The 25,246-nt window shown below is 43.6% G+C and carries 27 protein-coding genes; 11 read left to right on the top strand and 16 right to left on the bottom strand.

Going from position 1 to position 25,246, the window contains the following annotated elements; translation table 11 throughout:
• Positions 1 to 10 precede the first annotated feature (10 nt).
• Both ilvM and ilvG read right to left on the bottom strand, forming a co-directional pair.
• Complete coding sequence (gene ilvM / locus L4C39_RS17295) at positions 11 to 295, bottom strand: acetolactate synthase 2 small subunit (RefSeq protein ID WP_429747139.1); 285 nt, start codon at positions 293 to 295, stop codon at positions 11 to 13.
• Entirely contained in the window at positions 295 to 1,941 is a 1,647-nt protein-coding gene (gene ilvG / locus L4C39_RS17290) for an acetolactate synthase 2 catalytic subunit (protein WP_429747137.1), read from the bottom strand. Before ilvG ends, ilvM begins: the two co-directional genes overlap by 1 nt.
• Before the next feature lie 495 nt (positions 1,942 to 2,436).
• Between ilvG and L4C39_RS17285 the strand changes: the two genes are divergently transcribed.
• Positions 2,437 to 3,960 (top strand): YifB family Mg chelatase-like AAA ATPase, encoded by a 1,524-nt coding sequence (locus tag L4C39_RS17285; RefSeq protein ID WP_113798182.1) that lies wholly within the window; start codon positions 2,437 to 2,439, stop codon positions 3,958 to 3,960.
• Between the two features lie 61 nt (positions 3,961 to 4,021).
• Here the strand turns inward: L4C39_RS17285 and L4C39_RS17280 are convergent, their stop codons facing one another.
• The 5 genes from L4C39_RS17280 to L4C39_RS17260 form a co-directional block, all read right to left on the bottom strand.
• Positions 4,022 to 4,621: a thiol:disulfide interchange protein DsbA/DsbL gene (locus L4C39_RS17280; RefSeq protein WP_136995910.1), complete on the bottom strand. Its 600-nt coding sequence runs from the start codon at positions 4,619 to 4,621 to the stop codon at positions 4,022 to 4,024.
• Between the two features lie 48 nt (positions 4,622 to 4,669).
• Entirely contained in the window at positions 4,670 to 5,656 is a 987-nt protein-coding gene (locus L4C39_RS17275; protein WP_017051913.1) for a serine/threonine protein kinase, read from the bottom strand.
• A 48-nt stretch (positions 5,657 to 5,704) separates the two neighbouring features.
• Positions 5,705 to 7,123 (bottom strand): cytochrome c oxidase accessory protein CcoG, encoded by a 1,419-nt coding sequence (ccoG, locus tag L4C39_RS17270; RefSeq protein ID WP_261888669.1) that lies wholly within the window; start codon positions 7,121 to 7,123, stop codon positions 5,705 to 5,707.
• A gap of 247 nt (positions 7,124 to 7,370) precedes the next feature.
• Positions 7,371 to 7,637, bottom strand: a complete 267-nt coding sequence (locus L4C39_RS17265) for a YihD family protein (protein WP_017051911.1) — start codon at positions 7,635 to 7,637, stop codon at positions 7,371 to 7,373.
• A 98-nt stretch (positions 7,638 to 7,735) separates the two neighbouring features.
• On the bottom strand, positions 7,736 to 7,903 hold the full coding sequence (locus tag L4C39_RS17260; RefSeq protein ID WP_017051910.1) for a hypothetical protein: 168 nt from the start codon (positions 7,901 to 7,903) through the stop codon (positions 7,736 to 7,738).
• Between the two features lie 326 nt (positions 7,904 to 8,229).
• On the opposite strand from L4C39_RS17260, the gene L4C39_RS17255 reads away from it, so the two are divergent.
• Both L4C39_RS17255 and trhA read left to right on the top strand, forming a co-directional pair.
• Entirely contained in the window at positions 8,230 to 9,021 is a 792-nt protein-coding gene (locus L4C39_RS17255) for a sporulation protein (RefSeq protein ID WP_113798176.1), read from the top strand.
• A 128-nt stretch (positions 9,022 to 9,149) separates the two neighbouring features.
• The gene (gene trhA, locus L4C39_RS17250) at positions 9,150 to 9,803 is read left to right on the top strand and encodes a PAQR family membrane homeostasis protein TrhA (RefSeq protein WP_136995912.1); all 654 of its coding nucleotides are present in this window, start codon (positions 9,150 to 9,152) and stop codon (positions 9,801 to 9,803) included.
• Between the two features lie 12 nt (positions 9,804 to 9,815).
• Here trhA and L4C39_RS17245 read toward each other — a convergent pair whose 3' ends face one another.
• The 6 genes from L4C39_RS17245 to def all read right to left on the bottom strand — a co-directional run bounded on the left by L4C39_RS17245 (position 9,816) and on the right by def (position 16,162).
• The gene (locus L4C39_RS17245; RefSeq protein WP_113798172.1) at positions 9,816 to 10,352 is read right to left on the bottom strand and encodes a DUF3157 family protein; all 537 of its coding nucleotides are present in this window, start codon (positions 10,350 to 10,352) and stop codon (positions 9,816 to 9,818) included.
• A gap of 11 nt (positions 10,353 to 10,363) precedes the next feature.
• On the bottom strand, positions 10,364 to 11,809 hold the full coding sequence (locus L4C39_RS17240; RefSeq protein WP_113798170.1) for a TrkH family potassium uptake protein: 1,446 nt from the start codon (positions 11,807 to 11,809) through the stop codon (positions 10,364 to 10,366).
• Between the two features lie 10 nt (positions 11,810 to 11,819).
• Positions 11,820 to 13,196, bottom strand: coding sequence for a Trk system potassium transporter TrkA (gene trkA, locus L4C39_RS17235; protein WP_113798169.1), 1,377 nt, complete (start codon positions 13,194 to 13,196; stop codon positions 11,820 to 11,822).
• A gap of 137 nt (positions 13,197 to 13,333) precedes the next feature.
• Positions 13,334 to 14,617, bottom strand: coding sequence for a 16S rRNA (cytosine(967)-C(5))-methyltransferase RsmB (gene rsmB / locus L4C39_RS17230; protein WP_429747131.1), 1,284 nt, complete (start codon positions 14,615 to 14,617; stop codon positions 13,334 to 13,336).
• 68 nt (positions 14,618 to 14,685) lie between these two features.
• Positions 14,686 to 15,633, bottom strand: coding sequence for a methionyl-tRNA formyltransferase (gene fmt, locus L4C39_RS17225; protein ID WP_429747129.1), 948 nt, complete (start codon positions 15,631 to 15,633; stop codon positions 14,686 to 14,688).
• A 16-nt stretch (positions 15,634 to 15,649) separates the two neighbouring features.
• Positions 15,650 to 16,162, bottom strand: coding sequence for a peptide deformylase (gene def, locus L4C39_RS17220; RefSeq protein WP_017052851.1), 513 nt, complete (start codon positions 16,160 to 16,162; stop codon positions 15,650 to 15,652).
• A gap of 140 nt (positions 16,163 to 16,302) precedes the next feature.
• Between def and L4C39_RS17215 the strand changes: the two genes are divergently transcribed.
• Genes L4C39_RS17215 through L4C39_RS17200 form a run of 4 tightly spaced genes read left to right on the top strand, consistent with a single transcriptional unit; the run spans position 16,303 to position 19,582 of the window.
• Complete coding sequence (locus L4C39_RS17215) at positions 16,303 to 17,412, top strand: LysM peptidoglycan-binding domain-containing protein (RefSeq protein ID WP_429747127.1); 1,110 nt, start codon at positions 16,303 to 16,305, stop codon at positions 17,410 to 17,412.
• Positions 17,409 to 18,509 carry a DNA-processing protein DprA gene (gene dprA, locus L4C39_RS17210; RefSeq protein ID WP_429747125.1) on the top strand — a complete coding sequence of 367 codons (1,101 nt, stop codon included), beginning with the start codon at positions 17,409 to 17,411 and terminating at the stop codon, positions 18,507 to 18,509. Before L4C39_RS17215 ends, dprA begins: the two co-directional genes overlap by 4 nt.
• A gap of 2 nt (positions 18,510 to 18,511) precedes the next feature.
• Positions 18,512 to 18,988: a DUF494 family protein gene (locus L4C39_RS17205; RefSeq protein ID WP_113798159.1), complete on the top strand. Its 477-nt coding sequence runs from the start codon at positions 18,512 to 18,514 to the stop codon at positions 18,986 to 18,988.
• Positions 18,989 to 19,009: 21 nt separating this feature from the next.
• Complete coding sequence (locus L4C39_RS17200; protein WP_136995917.1) at positions 19,010 to 19,582, top strand: DNA topoisomerase family protein; 573 nt, start codon at positions 19,010 to 19,012, stop codon at positions 19,580 to 19,582.
• Positions 19,583 to 19,667: 85 nt separating this feature from the next.
• On the opposite strand, the gene L4C39_RS17195 is transcribed toward L4C39_RS17200, so the two are convergent.
• Positions 19,668 to 20,798 carry a 5-(carboxyamino)imidazole ribonucleotide synthase gene (locus L4C39_RS17195; protein ID WP_429747123.1) on the bottom strand — a complete coding sequence of 377 codons (1,131 nt, stop codon included), beginning with the start codon at positions 20,796 to 20,798 and terminating at the stop codon, positions 19,668 to 19,670.
• Between the two features lie 4 nt (positions 20,799 to 20,802).
• Complete coding sequence (gene purE / locus L4C39_RS17190; protein WP_371712358.1) at positions 20,803 to 21,288, bottom strand: 5-(carboxyamino)imidazole ribonucleotide mutase; 486 nt, start codon at positions 21,286 to 21,288, stop codon at positions 20,803 to 20,805.
• 205 nt (positions 21,289 to 21,493) lie between these two features.
• Here purE and tsaC point away from each other — a divergent pair, with 205 nt between their 5' ends.
• From tsaC to L4C39_RS17170, 4 genes are all read left to right on the top strand, one after another.
• On the top strand, positions 21,494 to 22,051 hold the full coding sequence (gene tsaC / locus L4C39_RS17185; protein ID WP_029203399.1) for an L-threonylcarbamoyladenylate synthase type 1 TsaC: 558 nt from the start codon (positions 21,494 to 21,496) through the stop codon (positions 22,049 to 22,051).
• An 8-nt stretch (positions 22,052 to 22,059) separates the two neighbouring features.
• A complete protein-coding gene (gene hemF / locus L4C39_RS17180) occupies positions 22,060 to 22,977 on the top strand; it encodes an oxygen-dependent coproporphyrinogen oxidase (protein ID WP_429747120.1) in 918 nt (305 codons plus the stop codon).
• An 84-nt stretch (positions 22,978 to 23,061) separates the two neighbouring features.
• A complete protein-coding gene (gene aroE / locus L4C39_RS17175) occupies positions 23,062 to 23,895 on the top strand; it encodes a shikimate dehydrogenase (protein WP_429747119.1) in 834 nt (277 codons plus the stop codon).
• Positions 23,895 to 24,158: a DUF1488 family protein gene (locus L4C39_RS17170; RefSeq protein WP_429747117.1), complete on the top strand. Its 264-nt coding sequence runs from the start codon at positions 23,895 to 23,897 to the stop codon at positions 24,156 to 24,158. Before aroE ends, L4C39_RS17170 begins: the two co-directional genes overlap by 1 nt.
• Here L4C39_RS17170 and L4C39_RS17165 read toward each other — a convergent pair.
• Positions 24,151 to 24,705: a gamma carbonic anhydrase family protein gene (locus L4C39_RS17165; protein WP_113798146.1), complete on the bottom strand. Its 555-nt coding sequence runs from the start codon at positions 24,703 to 24,705 to the stop codon at positions 24,151 to 24,153. The genes L4C39_RS17170 and L4C39_RS17165 overlap by 8 nt on opposite strands.
• Positions 24,706 to 25,246: the final 541 nt, after the last annotated feature.

Here is a 25,246-nt window from a genome sequence, read left to right as displayed (position 1 = left end):
TTTGATGTCCTTATGCACTAATGCTCTGTTGTAAATTATTGTTTGGTAGTTCGTGTTTGCTAATCGTCATGACATCAACACTTTTAATGTCCCATAATTTCTCTATTTGATTCACCAAAAAGGAGATAGGACGGTCACTGTCGACAATAATTTCAACACTGGCTACGTTGCTTTCATGATTTTGAGTGGCGGCAACCTGTTTGATGATAAAGCCACGGTGGCGGATCACACGTAATACACGCTCAAGCAGTACGGGCTTATCATCGGCTTTGATATCTAATAAGTATCTTTCCATTAGGTGTTCTCCAACATGTCACTGTTTGATGCGCCCGGTGGAACCAGCGGCCATACATTTTCTTCTTCAGAAATAAGAACATGCAGCATGTAAGCGGTCTTACTTTCTAGCATCTCTTTAAGCGCAGGTTCGACTTCTTCTTTACGTGTGATGGTTTTTCCTGGGATATCAAAAGCTTTGGCAAGCATAACGAAATCAGGGTTGTCATCTAAGATGGTTTCGCTATGGCGACCATCAAAAAAGAGTGATTGCCATTGGCGTACCATGCCTAATCGTTGGTTGTTGATCAGTACGATTTTTACGGGAATCTGACGGCGTTTCAGCGTACCTAACTCCTGCACATTCATCATGAAAGATCCATCACCAGAGATGAGGATGGATTGGTCATCTGGTCGAGCAACACTCGCGCCCATCGCAGCGGGTAGGCCAAAACCCATGGTGCCAAGACCTGCGGATGTAATGAAATTTTGTGGTTCACGAGGTTGAGTATGTTGCGCTGCCCACATTTGGTGCTGTCCAACATCGGTCGAGATGATTGAATTTTCCGGCATCATATCCGATAGCTGTTTAAGCATTAATGGAGCAAAAATCAGATCGCCAGGATGGTCATAACGCCACTTAAAGCCTGAACGTAAGCTTTCTGAGTGATGTACCCAAGGGCTAATATCTTGTGATAGCTCTAACTGTGGAAGGATCAAGTTGATATCGCCGCGCAATGACGCATTGGCAACACGCAATTTATTGAACTCTGCGGCATCAATATCGATATGGATGACTTTTGCATGTGGCGCAAAAGTATCAAGTTTGCCTGTCACACGGTCATCAAACCTTGCGCCGACGACGATCAGCAGATCAGACTCTTGAACCACTAAGTTGGCCGCTTTGGTTCCATGCATCCCTAGCATGCCTAAAAAGTGCGGGTCATGACGCTCAACCGTACCTAATCCTTTCAGTGTGCTGACTGATGGCATTGGGTTTAAGCGTAAAAACTCGCGCACTGATTCAGTGGCTTTGCCAAGTTGAACACCGCCACCGACATACAGTACAGGGCGCGTGCTGGCGGCTAACAGTGCTTGAGCTTGTTGAAGTGAGGCTTCGCTTGCAACGGGCATTGCTGGTGGCACAAATGAAGGAATGGCAGAAACAGGAGCTTCGGCAAGCTGTACATCTTTTGCGATATCGACAATAACAGGGCCAGGGCGGCCTGTTTTTGCGACTTCAAACGCTTCAGAGAGTGTCGGTGCGAGATCGTCAATATGAGTCACAAGGTAGCTATGTTTGGTACAAGCTAAAGACATTCCAATGACGTCCATCTCTTGGAATGCATCGGTGCCAATATGAGAGCTAGCAACTTGTCCGGTAATAGCGACAAGAGGAATTGAATCAAGGAAAGCATCGGCGAGGCCGGTGACGAGGTTCGTTGCTCCCGGGCCAGAGGTCGCCATGCATACCGCGACATCTTGTGTGGCACGAGCCATACCGATAGCCGCCATTGCTGCGCCTTGTTCGTGACGACAAAGGATATGCTCCACGCCGCCATCATAGAGTGCATCATAAATGGGCATAATGGCCCCACCGGGGTAACCGAAAATGGTTTTAATGCCCTGTTGTTTTAATGCGGATACGACTAAATCTGCACCTCTCATCGTAATCCTCCTGTGCTACTTTTTGGTTGGTAGCTTAATCCATTTTGACTGCACATCTTGTGCTCCCATTCTTCCTGTCATCGATCTGTCTGAATATCGTATTGAGTGATATTTTCTTGAGTTATAAAGTGTAATTTTAGGTCTATAAATTAGAAAAAACCCCCGGACTTTTCAGTGCGAGGGTTTGTAAAATCTTGTGGTTATTTTCTGCCCACTCGCCCCCGCGCGGTCTTAATAATGACCACGATAATCAGGTTAATTAGTGCGTAAGTGCGGGCGTTAAATTTCATACATCTCTTATTTTTGTTACGTAATGTCTTACGAAATGGTTTGCGTCTCTAGTGTTATCATACAAATCTGCTACGTGACAAGAGAAAACTCATACTTTTTTCACATTTCCTACTAATACAAACACGCTATATAACATCTTGTTGAAGTGAGTTTACGCTCTTTATTGAGGATAAATTCTTGTAACTCCGCCACTTAGGAATGCTCATGGGATTAGCGATTATTCATAGTCGGGCCAGCGTTGGGGTGGAAGCACCCGAAGTCACGATAGAAGTACATATTAGTAATGGGATGCCCGGTTTTGCTTTGGTTGGGTTACCTGAAACCACGGTTAAAGAGTCTCGGGATCGGGTACGCAGTGCGATCATTAACTCTAAATTTGAGTTTCCAGCCAAGCGGATCACCGTTAACTTGGCTCCAGCGGACTTGCCTAAAGAGGGAGGGCGATTTGATCTGCCTATTGCGCTTGGGATATTGGCTGCATCTCAGCAAATCGCACTAACGAAATTAGAAGGGTGTGAGTTTATTGGAGAGTTGGCATTATCTGGTGAATTACGCGCGGTAAAAGGTGTTCTACCTGCCGCGTTAGCCGCAAACCGACAACAACGGTGTTTGGTGGTTCCGCATGAAAATGGCGATCAAGCGGCTCTGGTTGGCAAGGATAACCATAAATCCGCACAGAGTTTACTCGAAGTATGTGCTGACTTATGCGGGCAACAGACTCTTAGTCTATTTCAAACGCCATCGATTCATGTTCACAAGCCTTTAGAGCGGGATTTACAGGATATTATTGGTCAGCAACAGGGGAAAAGAGCGTTAGAGATCGCGGCGGCTGGCAATCATAATTTGCTTTTTCTTGGGCCTCCCGGTACAGGAAAAACCATGCTCGCCTCTCGGTTGTGTGATTTGTTACCTGAGATGAGTGAGGCTGAGGCTATGGATACCGCTTCGGTCGCGTCGTTGACTCAGCAGGAGATCAATCAACATAACTGGAAGCAGCGGCCTTTTCGTTCACCGCACCATTCGAGTTCGATGGCAGCGCTGGTGGGAGGGGGATCGATACCACGGCCAGGTGAAATATCATTAGCACATAATGGTTTGCTGTTTTTGGATGAAATGCCGGAATTTGAACGCAAGGTGCTGGATTCGTTACGGGAACCGCTTGAATCTGGAGAGATCATCATCTCTCGTGCTGCGGGGAAAACTCGATTTCCAGCCCGTTTTCAATTAGTCGGTGCATTGAACCCTAGTCCAACAGGGTATTACGAAGGTGAGCAATCACGAACGAATCCACAGATTATTTTGCGCTATTTAAATCGGTTATCAGGACCACTGTTGGATCGTTTTGATATGTCACTTGAAATCCCTTTATTACCGAAAGGAATGCTATCTGAAGGTGGCGATCGAGGTGAAGCCACACAAGTCGTAAAAGAGAGAGTTTTGATTGCAAGAGAACGAATGCAGGCCCGAAATGGAAAGGTTAACTCATTATTAGGCAGTCGTGAAATTGAGCAGTTTTGCCCTTTAATGAAACAAGATTCTGAGTTTTTGGAGAATGCACTGCATCGGTTAGGTTTATCGATTCGTGCTTACCATAAAATCATTAAAGTGGCGCGGACGATTGCGGATCTTGAAGGCGTTGAAAGTATTGAGAAGAAGCATTTAGCGGAAGCGTTAGGTTATCGCTCTATGGATAGATTATTGAAACAATTGACAGCACAGGCGGTATAACGTTTTTACGGAGTAGGTTTGTAAAAAGGGAGCCGATAACGAGGCTCCCTTTTATCATGAATTACTTTTTCAGTAAGAAGTTCACGAGTTCAAAGTACTCATCAAGGCTCTGAATGCTTTGTGCTTCCACAAGGTAACGGTTATTCACAATGACTGCTGGAACGCCTGTAAGGCCACTGTCTTTAAAGGCTTTGTCTGAACGACGAACCATTGAATCGACAGCAAAGCCGTTGAACGCTGCGTCATATTTTGCTGCATCAATGCCTTCATCAAGGAAAATTTGACGTAATTCAGCGTCATCTTTTGGCGCTTTACGCATGTTGTGGATTCGATTGAATAAAATCGGAACCATCTTATCTTCGACTTTTAGAGCGATCATGGTTGAGTAAGCTTTACTCATTGATTTACCCATCGGGCCACCCATGAAAGATACGTGATTTTTATTCAGTTTCACGCCTTCTGGAAGTTTGGTTTTCAATTGCTCAATAATAGGTTCAAAGCTATTGCAGTGTGGGCAGTAAAAAGAGAAAAACTCATTTACGACAGGCTTTTTGGAAGCTTCAAGATCCAATACTTTGTAATGTTCGCCTTCACTAAATTGAGCAGCATGAGCGGATAGGCTCAGTAGTAGAGTTGCTGCAAGTGCGAGTAGCTTCTTCATTGTTGTTCTCCATTATAGTAAGTCCCTTTAAGCGAGGGATCGAATGTATTACCACTGCGGCATAAGTGAAAGAGGAGCTTCGTTGAGCGCCGCAATTTGTTCTTTAAATCCTAACACTTGGCTTTCCCAATATTTAGGATCGTTAAACCAAGGGAAGGCGAGTGGGAAAGCAGGATCATGCCATCTTTTTGCTAACCATGCCATGTAGTGCACCATTCGTAGACCACGTAATGGTTCAATAAGTTTCAATTCTGTAGGGTTAAAGTCACAAAACTCTTGATAGCCTTCTAAGATGATATCCAGTTGAACGAGTTTATCTTGGCGCTCGCCATTCATTAACATCCATAAATCTTGTACTGCTGGGCCATTTCTCGCGTCGTCTAAATCGACAAACATGGGGCCATCACGCCATAGAATATTTCCGGGATGACAGTCGCCATGCAGACGTATGATTTGTGAATCGTCGCTCCAATGTTGTTCGAGTAAATTAATCAGCAGATCAAGATCATTAAAAAAAGCCGACTCTAGATGAGAGGGGATAAAGGTCGATTGCTGTAGAAGTTTTCTTGGCTGGTATAAGTACTCTTCAAGGCTAATGGTTGGTCGGTGTTGAAATAGTTTTTGTGAACTTACTTTATGAATGCGACCCAAAAATCGGCCCACACCTTCAAGTTGATCTAAGTTATCGACCTCATACTGACGCCCGCCAACACTAGAAAACAGTGCGAATGTGTAGCCTTTATAAAAATGTAGCGTCTGTCCATTGATACGTAATGGCGCAGCGACAGGGATCTCTTGTTCAACCAATTCTAGGGTGAAGTCATGCTCTTCTTGAATTTGTAGTGAACTCCAACGCTCAGGTCGATAAAACTTTACGACGTAGCGTTTTTTGTCTTCATCAACAAATTGGTAGACTCTATTTTCATAGCTATTTAAAGCCAGCAAGCCTGATTCTGCGCGGACGCCGATACTCTCTAGTGCATACCACATGAAGTCAGGCGTTAGGGCATTGAAGTTAAAATTTTGCTCAGTCATAAATAAAAAAGGCTCATTACTGAGCCTTTTTCCATTAAAAATTAAGGGTTACAGTTTTTTTATAAAGCGGCTTTCCACTTCAACTGTAAACTGGTCACTGTCTGTGAGTATAAACTGAATCTTTGAAACAGGAGAGCTGATTTTTTCAGGATCAATCCCTAAGCTCATCGGTAAGTTCAGTACTTCCCCTGGCTCAACGGTGACAGTTTGGTTGCCATACCAAATAGCACCTGGCAATCCTGTTACCTCTAAATCATAGCTTTGGGTCTGCTGAGTTTTATTGATGACTTTTAAGGTATAAGTGTTTTCAAAGAAACCTTGGCTATTGACTCTGACTAACTGGTTTCTATCTTTCAGTACACTTAAGCCAACCGGTGCAACACTGGCGACTTGAACAAAGAAGAGGCCAATCATTAATACTAAAATGCCGCCATAACCTAATAATTTCGGTCGCATGACCTTAGTATGATTGCCAGATAAGCGGTGTTCAGTGGTGTAATTTATCAGACCTTGTTGGTAACCCATTCGATCCATGGTTTTATTACATGCATCAATACAAGCACCACAGTTGATGCATTCATATTGCAAACCATCACGAATATCAATACCTGTCGGACATACCTGAACACATAAATCACAATCAATACAGTCGCCCAATCCTAATGCTTTCGGATCGGCTTTGCGTGAGCGAGGGCCACGGTTTTCACCACGTTTAGTGTCGTAACCGACGATAAACGTATCTTTATCAAACATAGCTGATTGGAAACGAGCGTATGGACACATGTGAAGGCAAACAATGGATCGCATCCAACCTGCGTTACCATAAGTACATGCCGCAAAAAAGATGACCCAGAATGCAGGCCAAAAGCTGGCATTAAAGGTAAAGAAATCAATCACCAAATCTTTGACTGGTACAAAATAGCCGACAAAGGTTAAGCCTGTTAGTAACGCGATACCTATCCAAGCTAAGTGCTTAACGGCTTTTCGCATAATGAGGTTTGAAGTGGGTTTATTGGAATCTTGTTTGCGCCGTTTATTCGCCGAACCTTCCAATTTTTCTTCAAACCAAATGTACATGAATGTCCAAACAGTTTGAGGACATAAATAGCCACACCATACTCGGCCTAAAAAGGTGGTTAAAAAGAATAGGCCAAACGCTGCTATCATAAATAGCAGAGCTAACAGAGTAAGATCTTGCGGATAAAGAGTGGTGCCAAAGAAATTAAATTGCTGGTTACCTATATCGAGTAAAATTGCTTGGCGTTCACCAAACGGGATCCATGGTGTTAGTGCAAAAAGCAGCAATAGAAACCAGCCACCATAGCGGCGTAGTTGTTGGAAGAAACCTTTACTTTCTCGAACATAGATGCGATTACTTGGGTTAAACCTATCGCCATTCCCTTTATGGGTTTTTGGGTTGAAGGTTTTGGGAGTCACATCTTTGATATCGATCTTATCCTGACTCATTGGAGCTATCCTTATTGGGCTTTAGGTGTGATTTATTTAATTCACACTCTTAGACATTGCATTTTATTATGTGGCGTTTCATTGAGCTTTTTCGTTGGCGATTATAGCGCCAATGTTGGTGACTTTTTTTTAAGGCTATCAACCTTTAACAATCTTTGTTACTACAGATCAGTAGAAAAAGAGTAGAACAGAAAAAAAGCGACCATCTGGCCGCTTTGAATAAAGTCATTAATTACTGTTAGATGATTTATTTGATGATACCGCGAGCTTTGAGGATTGCGGTTTTAAAGTCATCTTCTTGGTCTTTTTTGAGACCTGGGATCATTTCGTCTTTTTCACTGTTACGCATTTTAAGATGGTAGATCAGTACGTCATCGGTTAGATCTTCGATTTTGTCTTCGTATCCTGCCTCTTGAGCTAATTTTACAATGAACTGTAGTAGGTTCATTTCTGAATCTTTTTGCCATTCAGGTTCGATTAATTCAATCAGCTCTTCTATACGATGGCACTTCATTGGGCTTTCTCCATAATAGTTATAATGATTTTGAGTAAAGGTATCAAAATGCACCGCATAAGATAAGGAAAAAGCGCAGTATTAAACTGCGCTTTTTATTAAGCAGCTTGAATGACTTTTACTGAAGTAGAAGCATGAAGTGCCGTCTTTTCCACTAAAGTCATTGTTGGTGCTACTTTTTTTGCCGAAGGCACAGCGACAAAGCTGCAACGACGACGAGACGCACCACGATTTGAGTGCGAAAACCTGACAGGAGTTGGGCGCATTAATATACCTAACAGCCAGGCATTTCCATTGCCAATTTAATGGCCCGATTATCTATGAGTCGCTCCCCTTTGCTTGTTAGTCATAAGTGCAAGGCACCATTCGTAATCATGTTCAAAAAAGAGTGACTCTTCTGGCGTAAGCCTATCCTATAAATAATCAGGAATAATGATATGTATGCATATCATTATTCAGAATATCACCTTACTCGTTCTGGATCGACAGCTGAGTAAAAAACAGCCACCTTGAACCCTCATCATCAAGTAAAATGAATTGAGTTGCAGTCAGTTTCATGAGTACTATTAAGGTAAGCGAAAGGAGAGTGCTGATGTCATTTTTGAAGAAAACCTTAGCAAGTTTTGGTATTGGATCTGCAAAAGTGGATTCTGTTCTACAGCAAGAAGTCTTGTTCCCTGGGCAAAAAGTGAATGTCGTGATCCATGTTTATGGTGGTTCGACACCTCAGGAGATAGATAACATTGACCTGAAACTTTGTTGTCAATATATCGATGAAGTCGAAGTGGGTGGTGGCGACAATCGCGAGCAACGCACCAAGCGAGTGAAGCAGAGTTATGCGCTTGCGAGTTGGGCGTTACCTTACTCTTTTACTATTGGTGCAGGTGAGCAACGAGATTTTGAGATTGAACTTGATATCCCATGGAATACGCCTGTGACCATTGGTGATGCGAAAGTTTGGTTAGAGACAGGGTTAGATATCGCGCTGGCGATTGATCCTACGGATAAAGATATTTTGACAGTGAGACCCGATCCTATCATGGATGGTATTTTCACTGAGTTGGAAGAGCAAGGGTTACGAATTCGACAAGTTGAGTGTGAAGCTGCTAAAGGTTTCGCCATGCCTTTTGTCCAAGAGTTTGAATTTGTACCAACAACGGGCCCTTACCACGGTCGTTGGCGTGAATTAGAGATTGTGGCTTATCGAGACGCTGAGCAATTGCAACTTTGGTTCGAGATAGACAGAAACCGAAAAGGATTTGGTGGCATGTTATCTAGCTTGCTGGGTTTAGGTGAACTTAAACGTAAACTCGTGATCCCAGCAGACACACCCGCTAGCGAGGCTGGAAAGATCGTTTTAGAGTATCTAGAACAGGTCAGTTAGTCAGATATTATTCAATTTAGACGTTTTCTGGCAAATAGTCTTTTGACTGGTAAAACATTGAGCTTACACGTGTAAGCTTAATATGACATACTGGTAAAATCAAATAATGGTCCTACCATGGAAAACTTATGAATCAACCAATGAATACGGCCTACAGTACAACTGAAGAGTTAGCCAATGCGATCACCCATGGTATTGGTTGCCTTTTTGGTATTGTGGGTTCAGTTTTACTGCTCAATAACGCCATCGAGCATGGCGCTGACATCATGACTTTAACCAGCATGGCAGTTTACGGTAGTAGCATCATTTTACTCTTCCTTGCCTCTACACTGTATCACTCCATTTCAAACCCTAATACGAAACGCCTTTTCAAAACGTTAGATCACTGCGCGATATATCTACTGATCGCAGGCAGTTATACCCCATTCCTGTTAGTGGGATTAAGAACACCGCTAGCGATAGGATTAATGGGCGTGATTTGGGCGATTGCACTGATTGGCGTTGTTATGAAAATCGCATTTGTTTACCGATTCAAACGCGCATCGTTGATCACCTACTTGATTATGGGTTGGCTCTCTATGATTGTTATCTACCAGTTAGCGCTAAATATTGCTGTGGGAGGTTTAGTTTTACTGGCGGCAGGCGGCGTGATTTACTCTTTGGGTGTGATTTTCTATGTAACAAAACGCATCCCTTACAACCATGCCATCTGGCATTTGTTTGTGCTAGGTGGATGCGTATGTCACTTCTTTGCTATCTATCTTTATGTGCCAATTGTTTAAGCCTTGATGTGTTTATCGAGACTCGACATTCAGCACGTTAACATTGATTTGATAGTCGGTATGTTGAGGTACTTCGAATACTAAATTACGACCAGACTCAGATGATTGTGGTCTTAGATAAGTGTCAGCAATACGCTTGATTGATTTCCAGATAGCCACTTCCGTTTTAAGCAGAGAAACACCTTGTGAGTCTAATATTTCAACTTCTAGATCAATCAATACAATCGATTGAGAGCTTTGATTGGTGATAGAGGTTGGAATAATCAGCGTGCCGGACTCATAACTGGCAGACTGAAGTAAAATATCTATACCAGAATCAGAAAGTTGAAGAATGTGCTTATTTGCTCCAACCTTGAATTGAGTACCTGCTTTTTTCGAAGCCAGTGGGATCGCGACAACATCCGTGGTTTCCTCACTTTTTGCAGATAAGTACTCCCAAGTAAAATCATCATTCAGCTGAATTTGTTGTCCGTTTTCCAGTGTGACGATTTGATTGGCTAGCACATTACCGCTCAGAAATATGCTTAATAACATTATCCATTTGTTCATTGTAAACCTCTTTAACGGCGCCAAAAGGCAGGAAAAAATAGTACTAAAATAGTCAGTATTTCAAGTCTTCCCATCAGCATACCAAAACTGAGTATCCACTTTGCAGCATCAGGGAGAGGAGAAAAGTTGCCCGTTGGACCAATAACCGACCCCATTCCTGGGCCAACATTCGCGACCGCAGTAATTGAGCCTGAAATACTGGTGATAGGATCGAGCCCCATAGAGCTTAGAGCTGCAGCAATAAAAATAATGGTAATGAAGAACATTAAACCGAAAGCGACCACGGAACGAACAATATCGTCATTTACTGGCCTTTGGTTATAACGTTGAACAAAGACACCAGATGGGTGAATCAGTTTCATTATCTGCTTATTCAGGAGTGTCATCGCAATTTGGAAGCGGAATATTTTAATCCCCCCAGATGTCGAACCTGAACAAGCCCCTGCCATCATTAAGAACGCAAATAACACGCTAGGCAGAGCGCCCCATGCGGTGAAATCCTCTAAACCAAAACCTGTAGTGGTCACGACCGATACAATGTTAAACATGGATACTCTTAGCGCGTCTAAAACCGCATAGCCATCTCGAATGATTAACCAAGCGGCGACAATGAAGCTTGAGCCTAAGAACAGATAAGTGAAGCCTCGTACTTGTGCATCTTTATACAGAGCTTGTGGCTTTCTTTTGCTGAGCACAGTCACAAAGAGCAAGAAAGGAAGTCCACCCAGATACATAAATAGAGTCGCAACCCAATGAGCTCCGTTTGAGAAGTGATTCATTGAGCCATCAGATGTTGAATAACCACCGGTTGAAAGGGTAGTAAAAGAGTGATTGATCGCATCAAACAAGTTCATGCCTGTTGCTAAGTAACCCAGTAGGCACAACACCGTCAATACGAGGTAGACCAGAACTATATTTTTGGCGACAGTTTTCGCGCGAGGGCTACTTTTATCGGACCAATCTGATGATTCCGTTTGGAATAGCTTCATCCCCCCAACGTTCAGCATTGGCAGAACGGCAACCGCCATTACGATAAACCCTATACCTCCCAACCATTGTAGGATTGAGCGCCACAATAAAATGCTGGGAGCCATACTGTCTAAGCCACTTAAAACGGTGGAACCCGTGGTGGTAATGCCTGACATAGTTTCAAAGTAAGCGTCAGTAAAACTGATGTGGTTGATGAACACGAAGGGCAGAGCAGCAAAGGCACTGGCGATAGTCCAAACCAAAGAGGTGATTAGAAACATATCTCGAACACTTAATTTAAAGTGTGCGGTGCGACCAATGGTTAAACAGATAAACGCCATTAAATGGGTGATCAGAACCGATTGACCAAACTCTAAAAAGCCACCCGTTCCGGTAAAAAACGCGACAAGTGTTGGGATATACATAAATAGGGCTAGCTTGGATAACACTAACCCTATAACAAAAATAATCGGACGTAGATTGACCATTTTTAGTGACCTAAAGGAAGAACGGACTCGGCTGGAACAGTGACTCTACATCGGCAACATACTTTTTATCGACTAAGAACATAACGACGTGATCATCTTGTTCGATCATCGTTCTGTCATGAGCGATGAGCACTTCTTCGCCACGAACAATGGCACCAATGGTTGTACCTGGAGGAAGTTTAATATCACCGACGGCGCGGCCGACAACTTTAGAGGTGGTTTCATCACCGTGGGCAATCGCTTCGATGGCTTCTGCTGCTCCGCGACGCAGTGATGATACATTCACAATATCGGCTCGACGCACGTGGGTAAGTAGTGCGGAAATCGTCGCTTGCTGGGGTGAGATCGCAACATCGATAACGCCACCTTGAACCAAGTCTACGTACGCTCCACGTTGAATCAGCACCATTACTTTTTTCGCCCCCATGCGCTTAGCGAGCATGGCAGACATAATGTTGGTCTCATCTTCGTTGGTTAAGGCAATGAAAACGTCAACTTGGTCGATGTTTTCTTCCGTAAGTAACTCTTGGTCTGCCGCATCACCACAGAACACAATCGTATTCTCTAGCTCTTCAGAAAGCTTTTCAGCCCGTTTATGGTTGCGCTCAATCAACTTAACGCTGTAGCTGTGTTCAAGACGCTTAGCGAGACTGGCACCGATATTACCACCACCGACAATCATGATTCTGCGGTAAGGCTTTTCTAAACGTTGAAGTTCACTCATAACGGAACGAATATGATTACTTGCCGCCACGAAGAAAACTTCATCATCGGCTTCAATAACGGTGGTACCTTGAGGTCGAATCGCACGTCCTTGACGGAAAATCGCGGCAACACGAGTATCAATATGAGGCATGTGACCACGTAAAGCAGACAGAGCATTCCCTACCAGAGGGCCGCCATAATAAGCTTTTACCGCCACTAAACTGACTTTTTGTTCGGCAAAACTCACCACTTGAAGGGCGCCAGGATATTGAATGAGACGCTCAATATAACTGGTTACGAGCTCTTCTGGAGCAATGAGGTGATCAACCGGGATTGCGCCTGATTTAAACAGCGCTTCTTTTTCTGCCAAGTATTCAGGAGAGCGAATACGGGCAATACGGTTCGGTGTGTTAAACAGAGAGAAGGCAACCTGACACGCAGCCATATTGGTTTCATCCATATTGGTTACAGCAACCAACATGTCAGCATCTTGTGCTCCGGCTTCCCGCAAAGTTGTTGGGTGGCTGGCGTAACCATTCACCACTCGTAAATCATATTTATCTTGCAGTTCACGAAGGCGATCACCGTTGCGGTCGACAATGGTGATGTCATTGTTTTCGCCAACGAGGTTTTCTGCCAGTGTGCCACCGACTTGGCCAGCACCAAGAATGATGATTTTCATACTTTGCTTCTCTTGTTTTACTCAGTTATGCGCCGGTCTTTTCTATTCTCAGAAAGCTGCGCAATTAAGGTGCTCATTCATAATGAATACGAGCAGTGCTTCAAGTTATAAGCGCTGCTCGAATCAATGTTATACGCTTAAGCGAGCGATTTAACCAATACGGCGTAGTAGAAACCATCCATATCGTCTTCACCAGGAAGGATTTGGCGTCCTGGGTTTTCAACTTCAGAACCCACCAGTTGTGCGTTGTCTGTTCTCGCTAAGAAGTCTTTTACTTGTTGGCTGTTCTCTTGTGGAGTGATTGAACACGTCGCGTACACCATAGTGCCGCCCGGTTTAAGTTCACGCCACATCGCATCCATGATTTCACTTTGAAGCAGTGCGAGAGCATCAATATCAGACGCTCTGCGTAGCCACTTAATATCAGGGTGGCGACGGATCACGCCAGTCGCTGAACAAGGTGCATCTAACAAAATACGGTCGAATTGATCACCTTGCCACCACTCTTCAGGGTAGCGAGCATCTCCGCAGATAACATCAGCACGCAGTTGTAAACGCTGTAGGTTGTCATACACGCGATCCAAACGGCGGTCATCGCAGTCAATGGCAACCACTTCAGTGTTATTTGTGCGCTCTAGAATATGCGCCGTTTTACCGCCAGGTGCAGCGCAGCAATCTAAAATTAACTCACCGTCTTGTGGTGCTAAGTAATCGACAGATAATTGTGCGGCAGCATCTTGAACCGATACCCAACCTTTAGTGAAACCTGGTAGTAAGGTGACATCACAAGGAGACGTTAATTTTAATGCATCTTCCGCTTGAGGGTGCGGTGTGCATTCAATGTTTTCGCTATTTAACAGTGTTAAGTATTCATCACGAGTGTGGTGCTGACGATTCACTCGTAGCCACATTGGTGCTTTACTGTTATTCGCTTCAACGATGGATTCCCATTGTTCTGGGTAACTCTCTTGAAGCATTTTTAAAATCCAGCTTGGGTGGCAATATTTGCCTGCGTTATGACTAACGGCCAGTTCGTCCAAGCGGTCTTGTTCGCGTAAGTAGCTACGAAGTACGGCATTAATTAAGCCACGTAAGCTTGGGCCTCGTAGGGTTACTGTTCCTTCTACGGTTTCACCAACGGCAGCGTGAGCAGGAATGCGCATAAAACTTAATTGGTAGATCCCCACTAAAATTAAGTGGTGGAATACTCGCTTTTTACCTTTGAGCGAATTATCCATCAGCTCGTTCGCAATGGTTTCTAAACGTGGTAAATAACGTAATGCTCCGTAACAGATCTCTTGAAGAAGAGCGTGGTCACGAGGTTTAATCGTTTTCTGAGCTGCTGGTAAAGCATGTGAAAGTGAATGGCCTTTATCGACCACTTGAAACAGGACATTTGCAGCTGCAGCGCGAACATTCATGATGGATACCCGATTGTTGAATCAAAAAAATAAAGGCCAGTAACGACTGGCCGAACTTGCTTGCCGAATTAGTTGAGTTGGCTTCCCACTTCAAACCAAGCAGCACGCGAGTTTAAGATGTCTTGTACCGACATGGCTTTTTTCCCCGGTACTTGTAGCTGCTCTAAAACAAGCACACCACTGCCAGTTGCCACATAAATACCCGTTTTATCGGCTTTAAGTATGGTTCCCGCCGGTTTATCGCTTGTTTGAGGTTCCACACGGCTTTGCCATACTTTGATGCTATTTTCTGCAACAGAGAAGTGACTCATCGGCCAAGGGTTAAAGGCTCGAACGCAACGTTCAATGGCTTGAGCATCCATCTTCCAATCAATCTTAGCTTCTTCTTTGCTAAGTTTTTTCGCGTAGTTGGCAAGCTCATCATCTTGCTTGACAGGTTTAGCATTACCGGAAGCGATGTCCGCTAAGCAATGAACAAGTGCATCTGGACCTAAATCCGCAAGCTTGTCATACATAGATGCACTGGTGTCTGTCGTTTCAATCGGTAGAGTGGCAATGCTGAGCATGTCACCAGTATCTAAACCAATATCCATTTGCATGATGGTCACACCGGTTTCTTTATCTCCCGCCCAGATTGAGCGTTGAATCGGTGCGGCACCACGCCAGCGAGGTAAAATTGAGCCATGCACGTTGATACAACCTAGACGCGGGGTATCAAGCACAACTTGTGGCAATAGTAGACCGTAAGCCACGACAACCATGAGATCGGCGTTGAGATCAGCAAGTTGCTGTTTTGCTTCATCGGCTTTGAAGTTTTCTGGTTGGTATACCGGAATATTATGTTCAAGGGCGATATTTTTTACTGGGCTTGCGGTCAGCTTTTTGCCACGACCTGCTGGGCGGTCAGGTTGGGTATATACCGCAATAACTTCATGCTCCGAAGACAACAACGCCGCCAAATGACGGGCGGCGAAGTCCGGAGTACCTGCAAACACAATACGTAATGACTGGCTCAAGGTAACCTCACTTAATTTATTTTTGTTTTTCGTTAAAGCGTTTAATTTTCTCTAACTTTTCTTTGATGCGCTTGCGTTTAAGAGGCGAAAGGTAATCAACAAACAGTTTGCCTTTTAAATGGTCCAATTCGTGTTGTACACAAATCGCCAGTAAGTCATCAGCGTCGAAGGTGAACTCTTCGCCATCACGATTGAGAGCTTTTACGCTCACTTCAGCCGCACGAGGAACTAAACCTCTTGCGCCCGGAACCGAAAGGCAACCTTCTTCGATGCCATCTTCTCCGCGTTTTTCGGTGATTTCAGGGTTGATCAGAACCATTGGTTCATCACGAGTTTCTGAAATATCAATCACAACAATACGTTGGTGGAAATCAACTTGCGTCGCCGCTAAGCCGATACCTTCTTCGTCGTACATGGTTTCAATCATGTCATCGACGAGCTTTTGGATCTCAGGGGTAACTTTCTCTACCGGTTTCGCCACGGTACGTAGGCGGTCATCCGGGAATGTTAATACTTGTAATACAGACATATACACTCTAAATGTTGAACTGTGCCGAAACAGCATAAACCTTGTTGGCTCAATTCTAGACATTTTAGAGGGCAAATGACAGCATCCTAAGACCAATTATTCGATTCTCTATTACTCATTACTCTAAAGGAGCGGGAGTTATGCCTTCATTTCTTCGCTGTATTACAGGCGCATTACTGTCAATGTCGTTCTCTATTTCTAATATTGCGAGTGCAAGTGAATCAATACCAGCACCTTTGACGATTCGAGATAATGCACCACAAACTTATATCGTTGTGAAAGGTGACACGCTGTGGGATATCTCTGCGCTATATTTAGATAATCCATGGTTATGGCCTCGCTTGTGGCAGATAAACCCTGACATTGAAAATCCACATCTAATTTATCCAGGAGATAGGTTAACGTTAACGTGGAGAGATGGTCAGCCAGTGTTAAGTCTTAAACCTATGGTCACTCTGAGCCCTAAGGTTCGCTTGATTGAAAAGAAAGCGGTACCGACTATTGCGGAAGAGTTGGTGCTTCCTTACCTTCAATCGGATCGGTTGGTAGAAAAAGATCTCATTGATAATGCTCATAGGGTGCTAGGAACAAGTGATGGTCGTAAGTTTTTAACCGCTAATGATCGTTTATTTATTGATGGTCAGCACAGTCATACTGAGTGGGGGATTTACCGTCAGGTTGAAGAGTATAAGCGTGAAAGCCCAGAGGTAAGTATCACATCTTTACGTTTAGTGGCAGCGGCTACTTTGGTGGACAGTGATGAAGAGTTTAGTAGTTTACAGGTGACCTCTCAACGACAAGAAATATTGATTAATGATGTGGTGTTACCTGAAGTTGGCATTGAAACCATGACGTTATCCACCACCTTTCACCCTCAACCTGCTCCTCAAGGTGTTTTCGCCAATATTTTAGGAGCGATAGCGGGAAGCCAGTATGCTGCAAACAACCAAGTGATCATTCTGGATCAAGGTACGGAAGATAATTTACGTCAAGGAAGTATGTTTGAGTTAATTAAACCCGGAGCGATGGTACATAGCAAAGAAGGTAAGTTTAGTTATGAGGGCGAAAAGAGTGATGCTATTCAATTGCCTGATATCACCGTTGGTCGCTTGATTGTTATTCGTCCTTATCAATATTTTAGTTTAGGGCTGATAACAGATAGCTCTACGCCTATTGGTCGAGAAATTTCTGCTATTTCACCAATCAAGCCAGTGACTATTGCGATCAGTAGTGAAGATGCAGGATCGTGACGGAGCAAGAACTCGAAGCGTGGTTGATGTTGAGCTTCACTCCCTATTTGGGAGAAAAGAGATTATCCAGATTAAGAAGTATCGATTCACTGGTTAACATTGTTCAATATAAGCCTCAAAACCTTCAGGCAATAGGGTTCAAAACAAAACAGATAGAGTACTTAAAACATAAAGCTCTCTCAGATGTTGAGCCTTGCCTAAAGTGGGCTCAGCAACAGAATCATCATATTATTACCCCTCTCGATATACATTACCCACCACTTTTAAAAGAGATCCCCTCCCATCCGCCGGTATTATTTGTAAAAGGTAACTCGAGTTGCTTGGGGGATCCTCAAATCGCAATGGTTGGCAGTCGAAATGCTAGCTTGGAAGGGCGACAAACCGCGAAGTCGTTTGCGAAAGAATTTTCTAATCAAGGTTTAATCGTAACTAGCGGGCTTGCATTGGGGATCGATGGTTACGCTCATGATGGAGCGTTAGAAGGAAGTGGTGAAACGGTGGCTGTACTTGGCTCTGGTCTTGATAATATTTATCCAGCTCGCCATAGGAAGTTGGCTGAAAGAATTATCGATAAAGGGGCGTTAGTTTCAGAATTTCGTCCTAGTGCCAAGCCGAGGCCTGAAAACTTCCCACGGCGTAATCGAATTATTAGTGGCTTGTCTGTTGGGGTCTTAGTCGTTGAGGCGGCAGAGAAAAGTGGTTCTCTTATTACGGCTCGTTACGCAAACGAGCAAGGGCGTGATGTTTTTGCTATGCCGGGCTCTATTCATAACCCCAATAGTCGTGGCGGAAATAGCTTAATTAAAGCGGGAGCGTGTTTAGTCCAAAGTGCGCAAGACGTTCTCTCTGAAATAGAAACTCTGGTAAACTGGTCTATAGATCATCAGCCAAATTTATTCGACATGGTGGAAGAAGAGGAAGAATTGCTATTTCCTCTTCTGTTAGCTAACGTAGGAATAGAGGTGACTCCTGTTGATATTTTGGCACAGCGGACCCATATACCTGTGCATGAGGTCATGATGCAGCTTTTGGAGCTTGAGCTCTCAGGGCATGTTGTTGCAGTAACCGGTGGCTATATTCGAAAGAGGAGGGGCTAGCTATGATGATGGACATACTAATGTATTTGTTCGAAACCTATATCCATAGCGAGGCAGAGTTGCAAGTGGATCAAGATGAACTTGAAGATGAGCTGACTCGTGCAGGTTTCCACCAAAAAGATATTTATAAAGCACTACATTGGCTAGAAGAACTAGCTGCGCTTCAAGAGAGCGACAATCATTCGGCAATATCCACAGGTTCAACAACCTCAATACGTATCTATACCAAATCAGAGATAGCGCGAATTGATATGGAGTGTCGTGGTTTTCTACTGTTTTTAGAACAGGTAGGTGTACTCACAACCGAAATTCGAGAAATGGTCATTGATCGAGTTATGGGGTTAGAGACGGATGATTTTGAACTTGATGATCTGAAATGGATTATTTTAATGGTGCTGTTTAATGTACCGGGTAATGAAAATGCATATACCCAAATGGAAGAGCTCTTATACAGTAAAGAGCAAGGTATTCTTCACTAGTACTAACCAACAAGAGATGCCATGAGCAGTAAAATCGATCAGCAGTTATTTTCCGCTCACGAACACGCTTTGGAACATGAACCATGTCCAGAATGCGGCAGTGAACTGCAACTCCGTCACGGAAAACATGGCCCGTTTTTAGGTTGCTTGCAGTATCCGAGCTGTAGCTATGTTCGCCCATTACATCAAAATGATGGTCATATCGTAAAAGAACTTGGAGTAGCTTGCCCTAAGTGTGCCAATGAGTTGGTATTAAGGCAGGGCCGTTATGGGATGTTTATCGGATGCAGCAGTTATCCTGAGTGTCACCATATTGAGTCCCTCGATAAACCGGAGCAACCAACAGAAGATAAGCCACTACATGGTTGTCCAGAGTGTGGTAGAGGACACCTTGTCGAGCGTAAATCTCGTTTTGGGAAAACGTTCTTTGCTTGCGATAATTACCCTAAATGCAAATTTGCAGTGAACCACCCTCCAGTCAAAGGCCGCTGTGAAGAATGTGGCTTTACACTGTTGGTTGAGAAAAAATTGGCGAGTGGAACTAAGTATCAATGCTCTAGCCGAAAATGTCAGCATACTCAATCTAACGAGTAAATATGTTGAAGAGTTATTAGAGGCTACATATCAAAGACAAAATGGCGCATATAGCGCCATTTTGTGATCTTATCGGTTGTACATATTACTGTATTTTTAACGCAGCGCTTTTCAACGAAGGATAAGCCTTTTCGGTAAGCTCATCCGCAAGTTCAAGCAGTGCTTGTTGGAGATCTTTCCGCGAATTTGCACATACATTGATATGCCCCATTTTTCTTCCTGCGCGTTTTTCTTTACCGTACCAATGAACATGACAACCTGGCATTGCTAACACGCTTTGTGGGAGTGAGCCTTCACCTAAAATGTTGACCATTGCTGTTGGGCGAATGCATTCGGTTCCACCTAGTGGCAGGCCGCAAACTGCTCGTAGATGATTTTCAAATTGGCAAACCTCAGCACCTTGTTGCGTCCAGTGGCCAGAGTTATGCACACGTGGTGCGATCTCATTAACAAGCAACGAACCTTGAACATCAAAGAACTCAAGTGCCAGCACGCCAACGTAATCTAAACGCTCAGCAACAGCTGTGAACATTACTCTCGCTTGCTCTTGCAATTCAATGTCATCAATCGCTGTCGATAAACTCAACACGCCGTCGGTGTGAACATTTTCAGCCAGTGGGTACACTTGAATCTCGCCATTAGCGCCACGAGCACCAACAAGCGATACTTCACGATCGAACGGAACAAACTCTTCAGCAACAATTGCTTGGTTGTCGGTCGCGGCAATGCATTCAGCCATTTCTGCCCAGGTCGCGTCAACATTGTCTAATGTCTTTAAGCGCCATTGGCCTTTACCGTCGTAGCCGCCAAGTGTGCTTTTCAATACCATCGGTAAGCCAACGTGGGTAATTGCAGTGTCAAAGTCTTCGCGAGAGTTAATCACATAGTACTTAGCATTTTTCACGTTTGCTTCGTCTAACAGTGCTTTTTCAAGAAGGCGGTCACCACCTGCTTTGATTGCTTCTGTTGATGGTAAAAACTTACCACTGCGTTCACAGACTTCAAGTATTTGATGGGGTATATGTTCGAACTCGGCAGTGATCACGTCTGCTTGCTCAATCGCGTTTTCTAATCTATTACCAATCACCGCTTGAGTTAGTGGATGAACGATATTACTGCTTCCGACATCAAAAGCTGATATTTGAATGTTGAGTGGTGCGCCCGCGAGCGACATCATTCGAGCTAATTGGCCTGCGCCTAGCACAAGAACATGCATGTCATTAGTCCTCAGCTGGGTTTGGGTTATCTAAAATAGTTTCTGTTTGTTGTTGACGGAACGCTTCCACTTTTTCCATTACACTCTCATCACTGGTGCCTAGAATTTGTGCGGCAAGTAATCCGGCATTTGCCGCGCCAGCTTCGCCAATCGCGAGAGTGCCGACTGCAATACCTTTTGGCATTTGAACAATAGAAAGTAGTGAGTCCATGCCTTTAAGAGCACGAGATTGAACAGGAACGCCTAATACAGGAAGGCTAGTAAAAGCGGCTGCCATACCAGGAAGGTGCGCTGCGCCGCCAGCTCCAGCGATGATCACTTTTATATCGCGATCTTTGGCACTTGAAGCATATTCAGCGAGAAGCTGAGGAGTTCGGTGAGCTGAAACCACTTTTGTCTCGTATGCGATGCCAAATTGATCAAGCATTTCTGCGGCCAGTTTCATGGTTGGCCAATCTGATTTAGAACCCATAATAATCCCGACTTTCATCTCAAACTCCTTCAGTGCTATAAAATTAGGTGTGCGGATATTTTTCGCGCATTATACGGGTAAAATCGCCCAAGGAAAACGTTTGCGTCAGTGTGATTTAAACTTAGATACATTTTGCTATTAAATAGCTTTAGGTATGAACAGAGATAATTTGTACACTTACTTAATTAAAGCGAAGAATAAAAAGAAAGTTAAAGGGATGGTCATGGATAATTTTGAGCAGGCGCTACTGGCATTAAAGCAAGGTGAAGTTATTGCTTACCCAACTGAAGGGGTATTTGGCGTTGGGTGCGATCCTGACAATAATGAAGCGATAGATAAATTGTTAGCGTTAAAGCAACGCCCGGTTGAAAAAGGGTTGATCTTGATTGCTGCGAATTATAGCCAGCTTTTACCTTATATTGATGAAAGCCAGTTAACGGCAGCACAACTTAAGGAAGTGAAATCGACATGGCCTGGACCTGTCACTTGGATAATGCCGACCAGCGATAAAGTATCTTCATCACTCTGTGGGCAGTTTGATTCTATTGCTGTACGTGTGACCGACCATCCTTTGGTTCAAAAAATGTGTCATGCCTTTGGTAAGCCGCTTACCTCAACAAGTGCAAATTTAACGGGTCACCCTCCATGTATGACGACTCAAGAAGTAGAAGAGCAATTAGGTGATAAGTTAGTTGCGGTGTTGCATGGAGAAACGGGTGGACGAGAGAAGCCTAGTGAAATTCGAGACGCGAAAACGTCACGTATATTAAGACAAGGATAATCAGCTTAATGTCAGCGATAGATAAACAAGCCGTAAAACAGTTTCTGTTGGCCCTTCAAGATAGTATTTGTCAACAATTAGAGCAGGCTGATGGCCAAGCATTATTCGTAGAAGATGCATGGCAACGAACGCCAGATGAGAAGCTTGGTGGAGGTGGTCGTAGTCGTGTTATGAAAGATGGTGCGGTTTTCGAACAAGGTGGCGTAAACTTTTCTCATGTTTTTGGTCACGAAATGCCAGGATCTGCGACAGCGCACCGTCCTGAATTGGCAGGGCGAAAATTTGAGGCGATGGGAGTATCCCTTGTGATGCATCCTAAGAACCCTTATGTACCCACCTCTCATGCCAATGTTCGATTTTTTATTGCAGAAAAAGAGGGCGAAGCGCCTATTTGGTGGTTCGGTGGCGGTTTTGACCTAACGCCTTTTTATCCTTTCGAAGAAGATTGCCAACACTGGCACAATACCGCGAAAGAGATCTGTGCGCCTTTTGGAGCGGATGTTTATCAGTTGCATAAAGAGTGGTGTGATAAATACTTTTTCTTACCACATAGAGATGAAACGCGTGGGGTTGGTGGCCTTTTCTTTGATGATTTGAATGAGTGGGGTTTTGAATCTTCTTTTGCTTATATGCGAGCGGTTGGTGAAAATTATACCCATGCGTATTTACCAATCGTAAAACGTCGACAAAATACGGAATACAGTGAGCGAGAGCGTCATTTCCAACTTTATCGTCGTGGACGTTATGTGGAATTTAATCTTGTTTATGATAGAGGCACCTTATTTGGGTTACAAAGCGGTGGTAGAACAGAATCCATACTCATGTCTATGCCACCATTAGCTCGTTGGGAATATAACTATAACCCAGAAGATGGCTCTCCAGAAGCCGATCTTTACCTGAACTATTTGAAACCGAGAGAATGGTAACAGTGATACTTGGCTAGCATAGTGTGAAGTGGTAGGGTCATCTTAGATGGCTCTTTTTTTAACTATATATAAGCAGGCAAGGATATGGCCCAACAAACCGATCAGTACGTTGTGTTTGGTAACCCTATTGGACATAGCAAATCACCTTTCATTCATACTCTTTTTGCAAGGCAAACCAATCAGAACTTAACTTATAGCACCTGCTTAGCACCTGCTGATGGTTTTAAAGATGCAGCGATAGCATTTTTTGAGCATGGAGGTAAAGGTTGCAATATTACCGTGCCGTTTAAAGAAGATGCGTACCAGTTTGCCGATCGCTTAACGGAGCGCGCTAAACTTGCAGGTGCGGTGAACACTTTAAAAAAGCTCGACGATGGTGATGTTATTGGTGATAACACCGATGGTGAAGGCCTGGTTCAAGATCTCCTTCAAAATCAAGTTAGGTTGGAAGGCGCTCGAATCTTATTGATTGGGGCTGGTGGTGCGGCACGCGGTGTGATTAAGCCATTGCTGGATCATAACCCGGCTCATATTACGGTAACCAACCGAACTTTTTCTAAAGCTCAAGAGCTGGCGGGTATATTTGAAGCTTACGGTTCTATTCGTGCTAAAAGTATGGAATCGATAAATGCTCCATTTGATATCATCATCAACTCAACCTCGGCAAGCCTTGATGGTCAATTACCTGCCATTAGCACATCCATATTCTCATCGAATTCTGTTTGCTATGACATGATGTATGGCAAAGGGAATACCTGTTTTAATCAATGGGCAATTCAAAATAGCGTGAGCCAAACTTATGATGGTTTGGGGATGCTCGTTGGCCAAGCGGCAGAAAGTTTTATGTTGTGGCGAGGTCTTCGTCCTGGAGCGCGACAGGTATTACGTGAATTGCGTAAAAATTTAGAAGGTATGTAATGAATCAATCAATTCTCTTTGCTGATATACAAACATGGGATCAGCATAAATCCGTTGTTACTTTTCCTGCTCAACAAGCGGGAGCTCTGATTGAATGTTCGATTTCTCTTGAGATGATTGAAAGATTGTCGGGAATATCAGTCGATGGGGAACGGCAAGCCCTTCAAGTTTTCTCTAGTATACGTTTCGATGTTGAAGAGCTCGCGGAAGAATTAATTGATAATGAAGAATTCAACGAAAAGGGAGAGATCGAACTTAAATAGTCTCGATGACCTGAACCTGAGTTAAATAGTCATTTTTGTTCTGTACGTAGTTATCCGATGATTTTTGTAAGAAAGCTCGTTCTTTATCTGATAATGGACGGGCTTTTTTGACTGGGCTGCCCACATATAGGTGACCACTCTCTAGTGTTTTATTTGGGGGAACTAAACTACCAGCCCCAATCATTACCTCTTTCTCTATTATCACGCCATCTAATACTATCGCCCCCATTCCCACCAACACTCGATCATGAATGGTGCAACCGTGTAGCATCACTTTATGCCCAATCGTTACATCATTCCCAATAAGAAGAGGGAAACCATCTGGGTTTTCATCATTTTTATGAGTGACGTGTAATACACTGCCATCCTGAATATTGGTTCGTTGACCTATGTGGATATGATTAACATCCCCTCGAGCTGCAACAAGTGGCCATATACTCGAATCATCGCCAATAACAATATCTCCCACTAGTACTGAACTTGTATCTATATAGACGCGTTCTCCGATTACAGGTCTTTTATCTTTATAACAGCGAATATGGCTCATAATTTGTCCTTAAAATTTGTCGTCAATTTTAATATAGATGACTTTTCTTATAAAAATGAGGCTTTTCGAATAAAAAACACTCAAACGATAGATAAATAACAAAAAACCTAATAAACCGCTTGCCAACGTGATCGTTATCTCTATAATGCGACCTCACTGACACGGCAGAGCCCACAAGGGTTCAAGCGCAATGTCAGTTAGGCTTCTAGCTTAAAAAGATAATTTGAAAAAGTGTTTGACACTCTCGTTTATCTCGCTAGAATAGCCCACCTCTTCAAAGGAAGCTTAGCAACTTAGAAGAGAAGCTCTTTAACAATTTAGACCTATCAATCTGTGTGGGCACTCGTTGATGATAATCACTAGTTTCGTACTGTTTGTTTTCGCTTTTTAAAGCGAAAGTAAATTAAGTCGAAACAAAAGATATCAATGAACTGAGTGACCAATACAAGTTCTTAGAACTTGGCACAGTCAATTCATTACCATTCTGTTGGAATGGTAATAGCTTTAGAATTACATGTTTCTGTTCTTTTTCGAAAGAGCG

It is taken from the genome of Vibrio clamense, assembly GCF_050337905.1.
Taxonomy (GTDB): Bacteria; Pseudomonadota; Gammaproteobacteria; order Enterobacterales; family Vibrionaceae; genus Vibrio; species Vibrio cortegadensis.
Note: the sequence above shows the minus strand (reverse complement) of the source record. Positions and strands in the feature narration are given on the sequence as shown.

Excerpts from the sequence above, each read along its gene's own strand:
- ilvM (WP_429747139.1), bottom strand. The coding sequence starts at position 295 with ATGGAAAGATACTTATTAGATATCAAAGCCGATGATAAGCCCGTACTG.
- ilvG (WP_429747137.1), bottom strand. The coding sequence starts at position 1,941 with ATGAGAGGTGCAGATTTAGTCGTATCCGCATTAAAACAACAGGGCATT.
- L4C39_RS17285 (WP_113798182.1), top strand. The coding sequence starts at position 2,437 with ATGGGATTAGCGATTATTCATAGTCGGGCCAGCGTTGGGGTGGAAGCA.
- L4C39_RS17280 (WP_136995910.1), bottom strand. The coding sequence starts at position 4,621 with ATGAAGAAGCTACTCGCACTTGCAGCAACTCTACTACTGAGCCTATCC.
- L4C39_RS17275 (WP_017051913.1), bottom strand. The coding sequence starts at position 5,656 with ATGACTGAGCAAAATTTTAACTTCAATGCCCTAACGCCTGACTTCATG.
- ccoG (WP_261888669.1), bottom strand. The coding sequence starts at position 7,123 with ATGAGTCAGGATAAGATCGATATCAAAGATGTGACTCCCAAAACCTTC.
- L4C39_RS17265 (WP_017051911.1), bottom strand. The coding sequence starts at position 7,637 with ATGAAGTGCCATCGTATAGAAGAGCTGATTGAATTAATCGAACCTGAA.
- L4C39_RS17260 (WP_017051910.1), bottom strand. The coding sequence starts at position 7,903 with ATGCGCCCAACTCCTGTCAGGTTTTCGCACTCAAATCGTGGTGCGTCT.
- L4C39_RS17255 (WP_113798176.1), top strand. The coding sequence starts at position 8,230 with ATGTCATTTTTGAAGAAAACCTTAGCAAGTTTTGGTATTGGATCTGCA.
- trhA (WP_136995912.1), top strand. The coding sequence starts at position 9,150 with ATGAATCAACCAATGAATACGGCCTACAGTACAACTGAAGAGTTAGCC.
- L4C39_RS17245 (WP_113798172.1), bottom strand. The coding sequence starts at position 10,352 with ATGAACAAATGGATAATGTTATTAAGCATATTTCTGAGCGGTAATGTG.
- L4C39_RS17240 (WP_113798170.1), bottom strand. The coding sequence starts at position 11,809 with ATGGTCAATCTACGTCCGATTATTTTTGTTATAGGGTTAGTGTTATCC.
- trkA (WP_113798169.1), bottom strand. The coding sequence starts at position 13,196 with ATGAAAATCATCATTCTTGGTGCTGGCCAAGTCGGTGGCACACTGGCA.
- rsmB (WP_429747131.1), bottom strand. The coding sequence starts at position 14,617 with ATGAATGTTCGCGCTGCAGCTGCAAATGTCCTGTTTCAAGTGGTCGAT.
- def (WP_017052851.1), bottom strand. The coding sequence starts at position 16,162 with ATGTCTGTATTACAAGTATTAACATTCCCGGATGACCGCCTACGTACC.
- L4C39_RS17215 (WP_429747127.1), top strand. The coding sequence starts at position 16,303 with ATGCCTTCATTTCTTCGCTGTATTACAGGCGCATTACTGTCAATGTCG.
- L4C39_RS17205 (WP_113798159.1), top strand. The coding sequence starts at position 18,512 with ATGATGATGGACATACTAATGTATTTGTTCGAAACCTATATCCATAGC.
- L4C39_RS17200 (WP_136995917.1), top strand. The coding sequence starts at position 19,010 with ATGAGCAGTAAAATCGATCAGCAGTTATTTTCCGCTCACGAACACGCT.
- L4C39_RS17195 (WP_429747123.1), bottom strand. The coding sequence starts at position 20,798 with ATGCATGTTCTTGTGCTAGGCGCAGGCCAATTAGCTCGAATGATGTCG.
- purE (WP_371712358.1), bottom strand. The coding sequence starts at position 21,288 with ATGAAAGTCGGGATTATTATGGGTTCTAAATCAGATTGGCCAACCATG.
- tsaC (WP_029203399.1), top strand. The coding sequence starts at position 21,494 with ATGGATAATTTTGAGCAGGCGCTACTGGCATTAAAGCAAGGTGAAGTT.
- hemF (WP_429747120.1), top strand. The coding sequence starts at position 22,060 with ATGTCAGCGATAGATAAACAAGCCGTAAAACAGTTTCTGTTGGCCCTT.
- aroE (WP_429747119.1), top strand. The coding sequence starts at position 23,062 with ATGGCCCAACAAACCGATCAGTACGTTGTGTTTGGTAACCCTATTGGA.
- L4C39_RS17170 (WP_429747117.1), top strand. The coding sequence starts at position 23,895 with ATGAATCAATCAATTCTCTTTGCTGATATACAAACATGGGATCAGCAT.
- L4C39_RS17165 (WP_113798146.1), bottom strand. The coding sequence starts at position 24,705 with ATGAGCCATATTCGCTGTTATAAAGATAAAAGACCTGTAATCGGAGAA.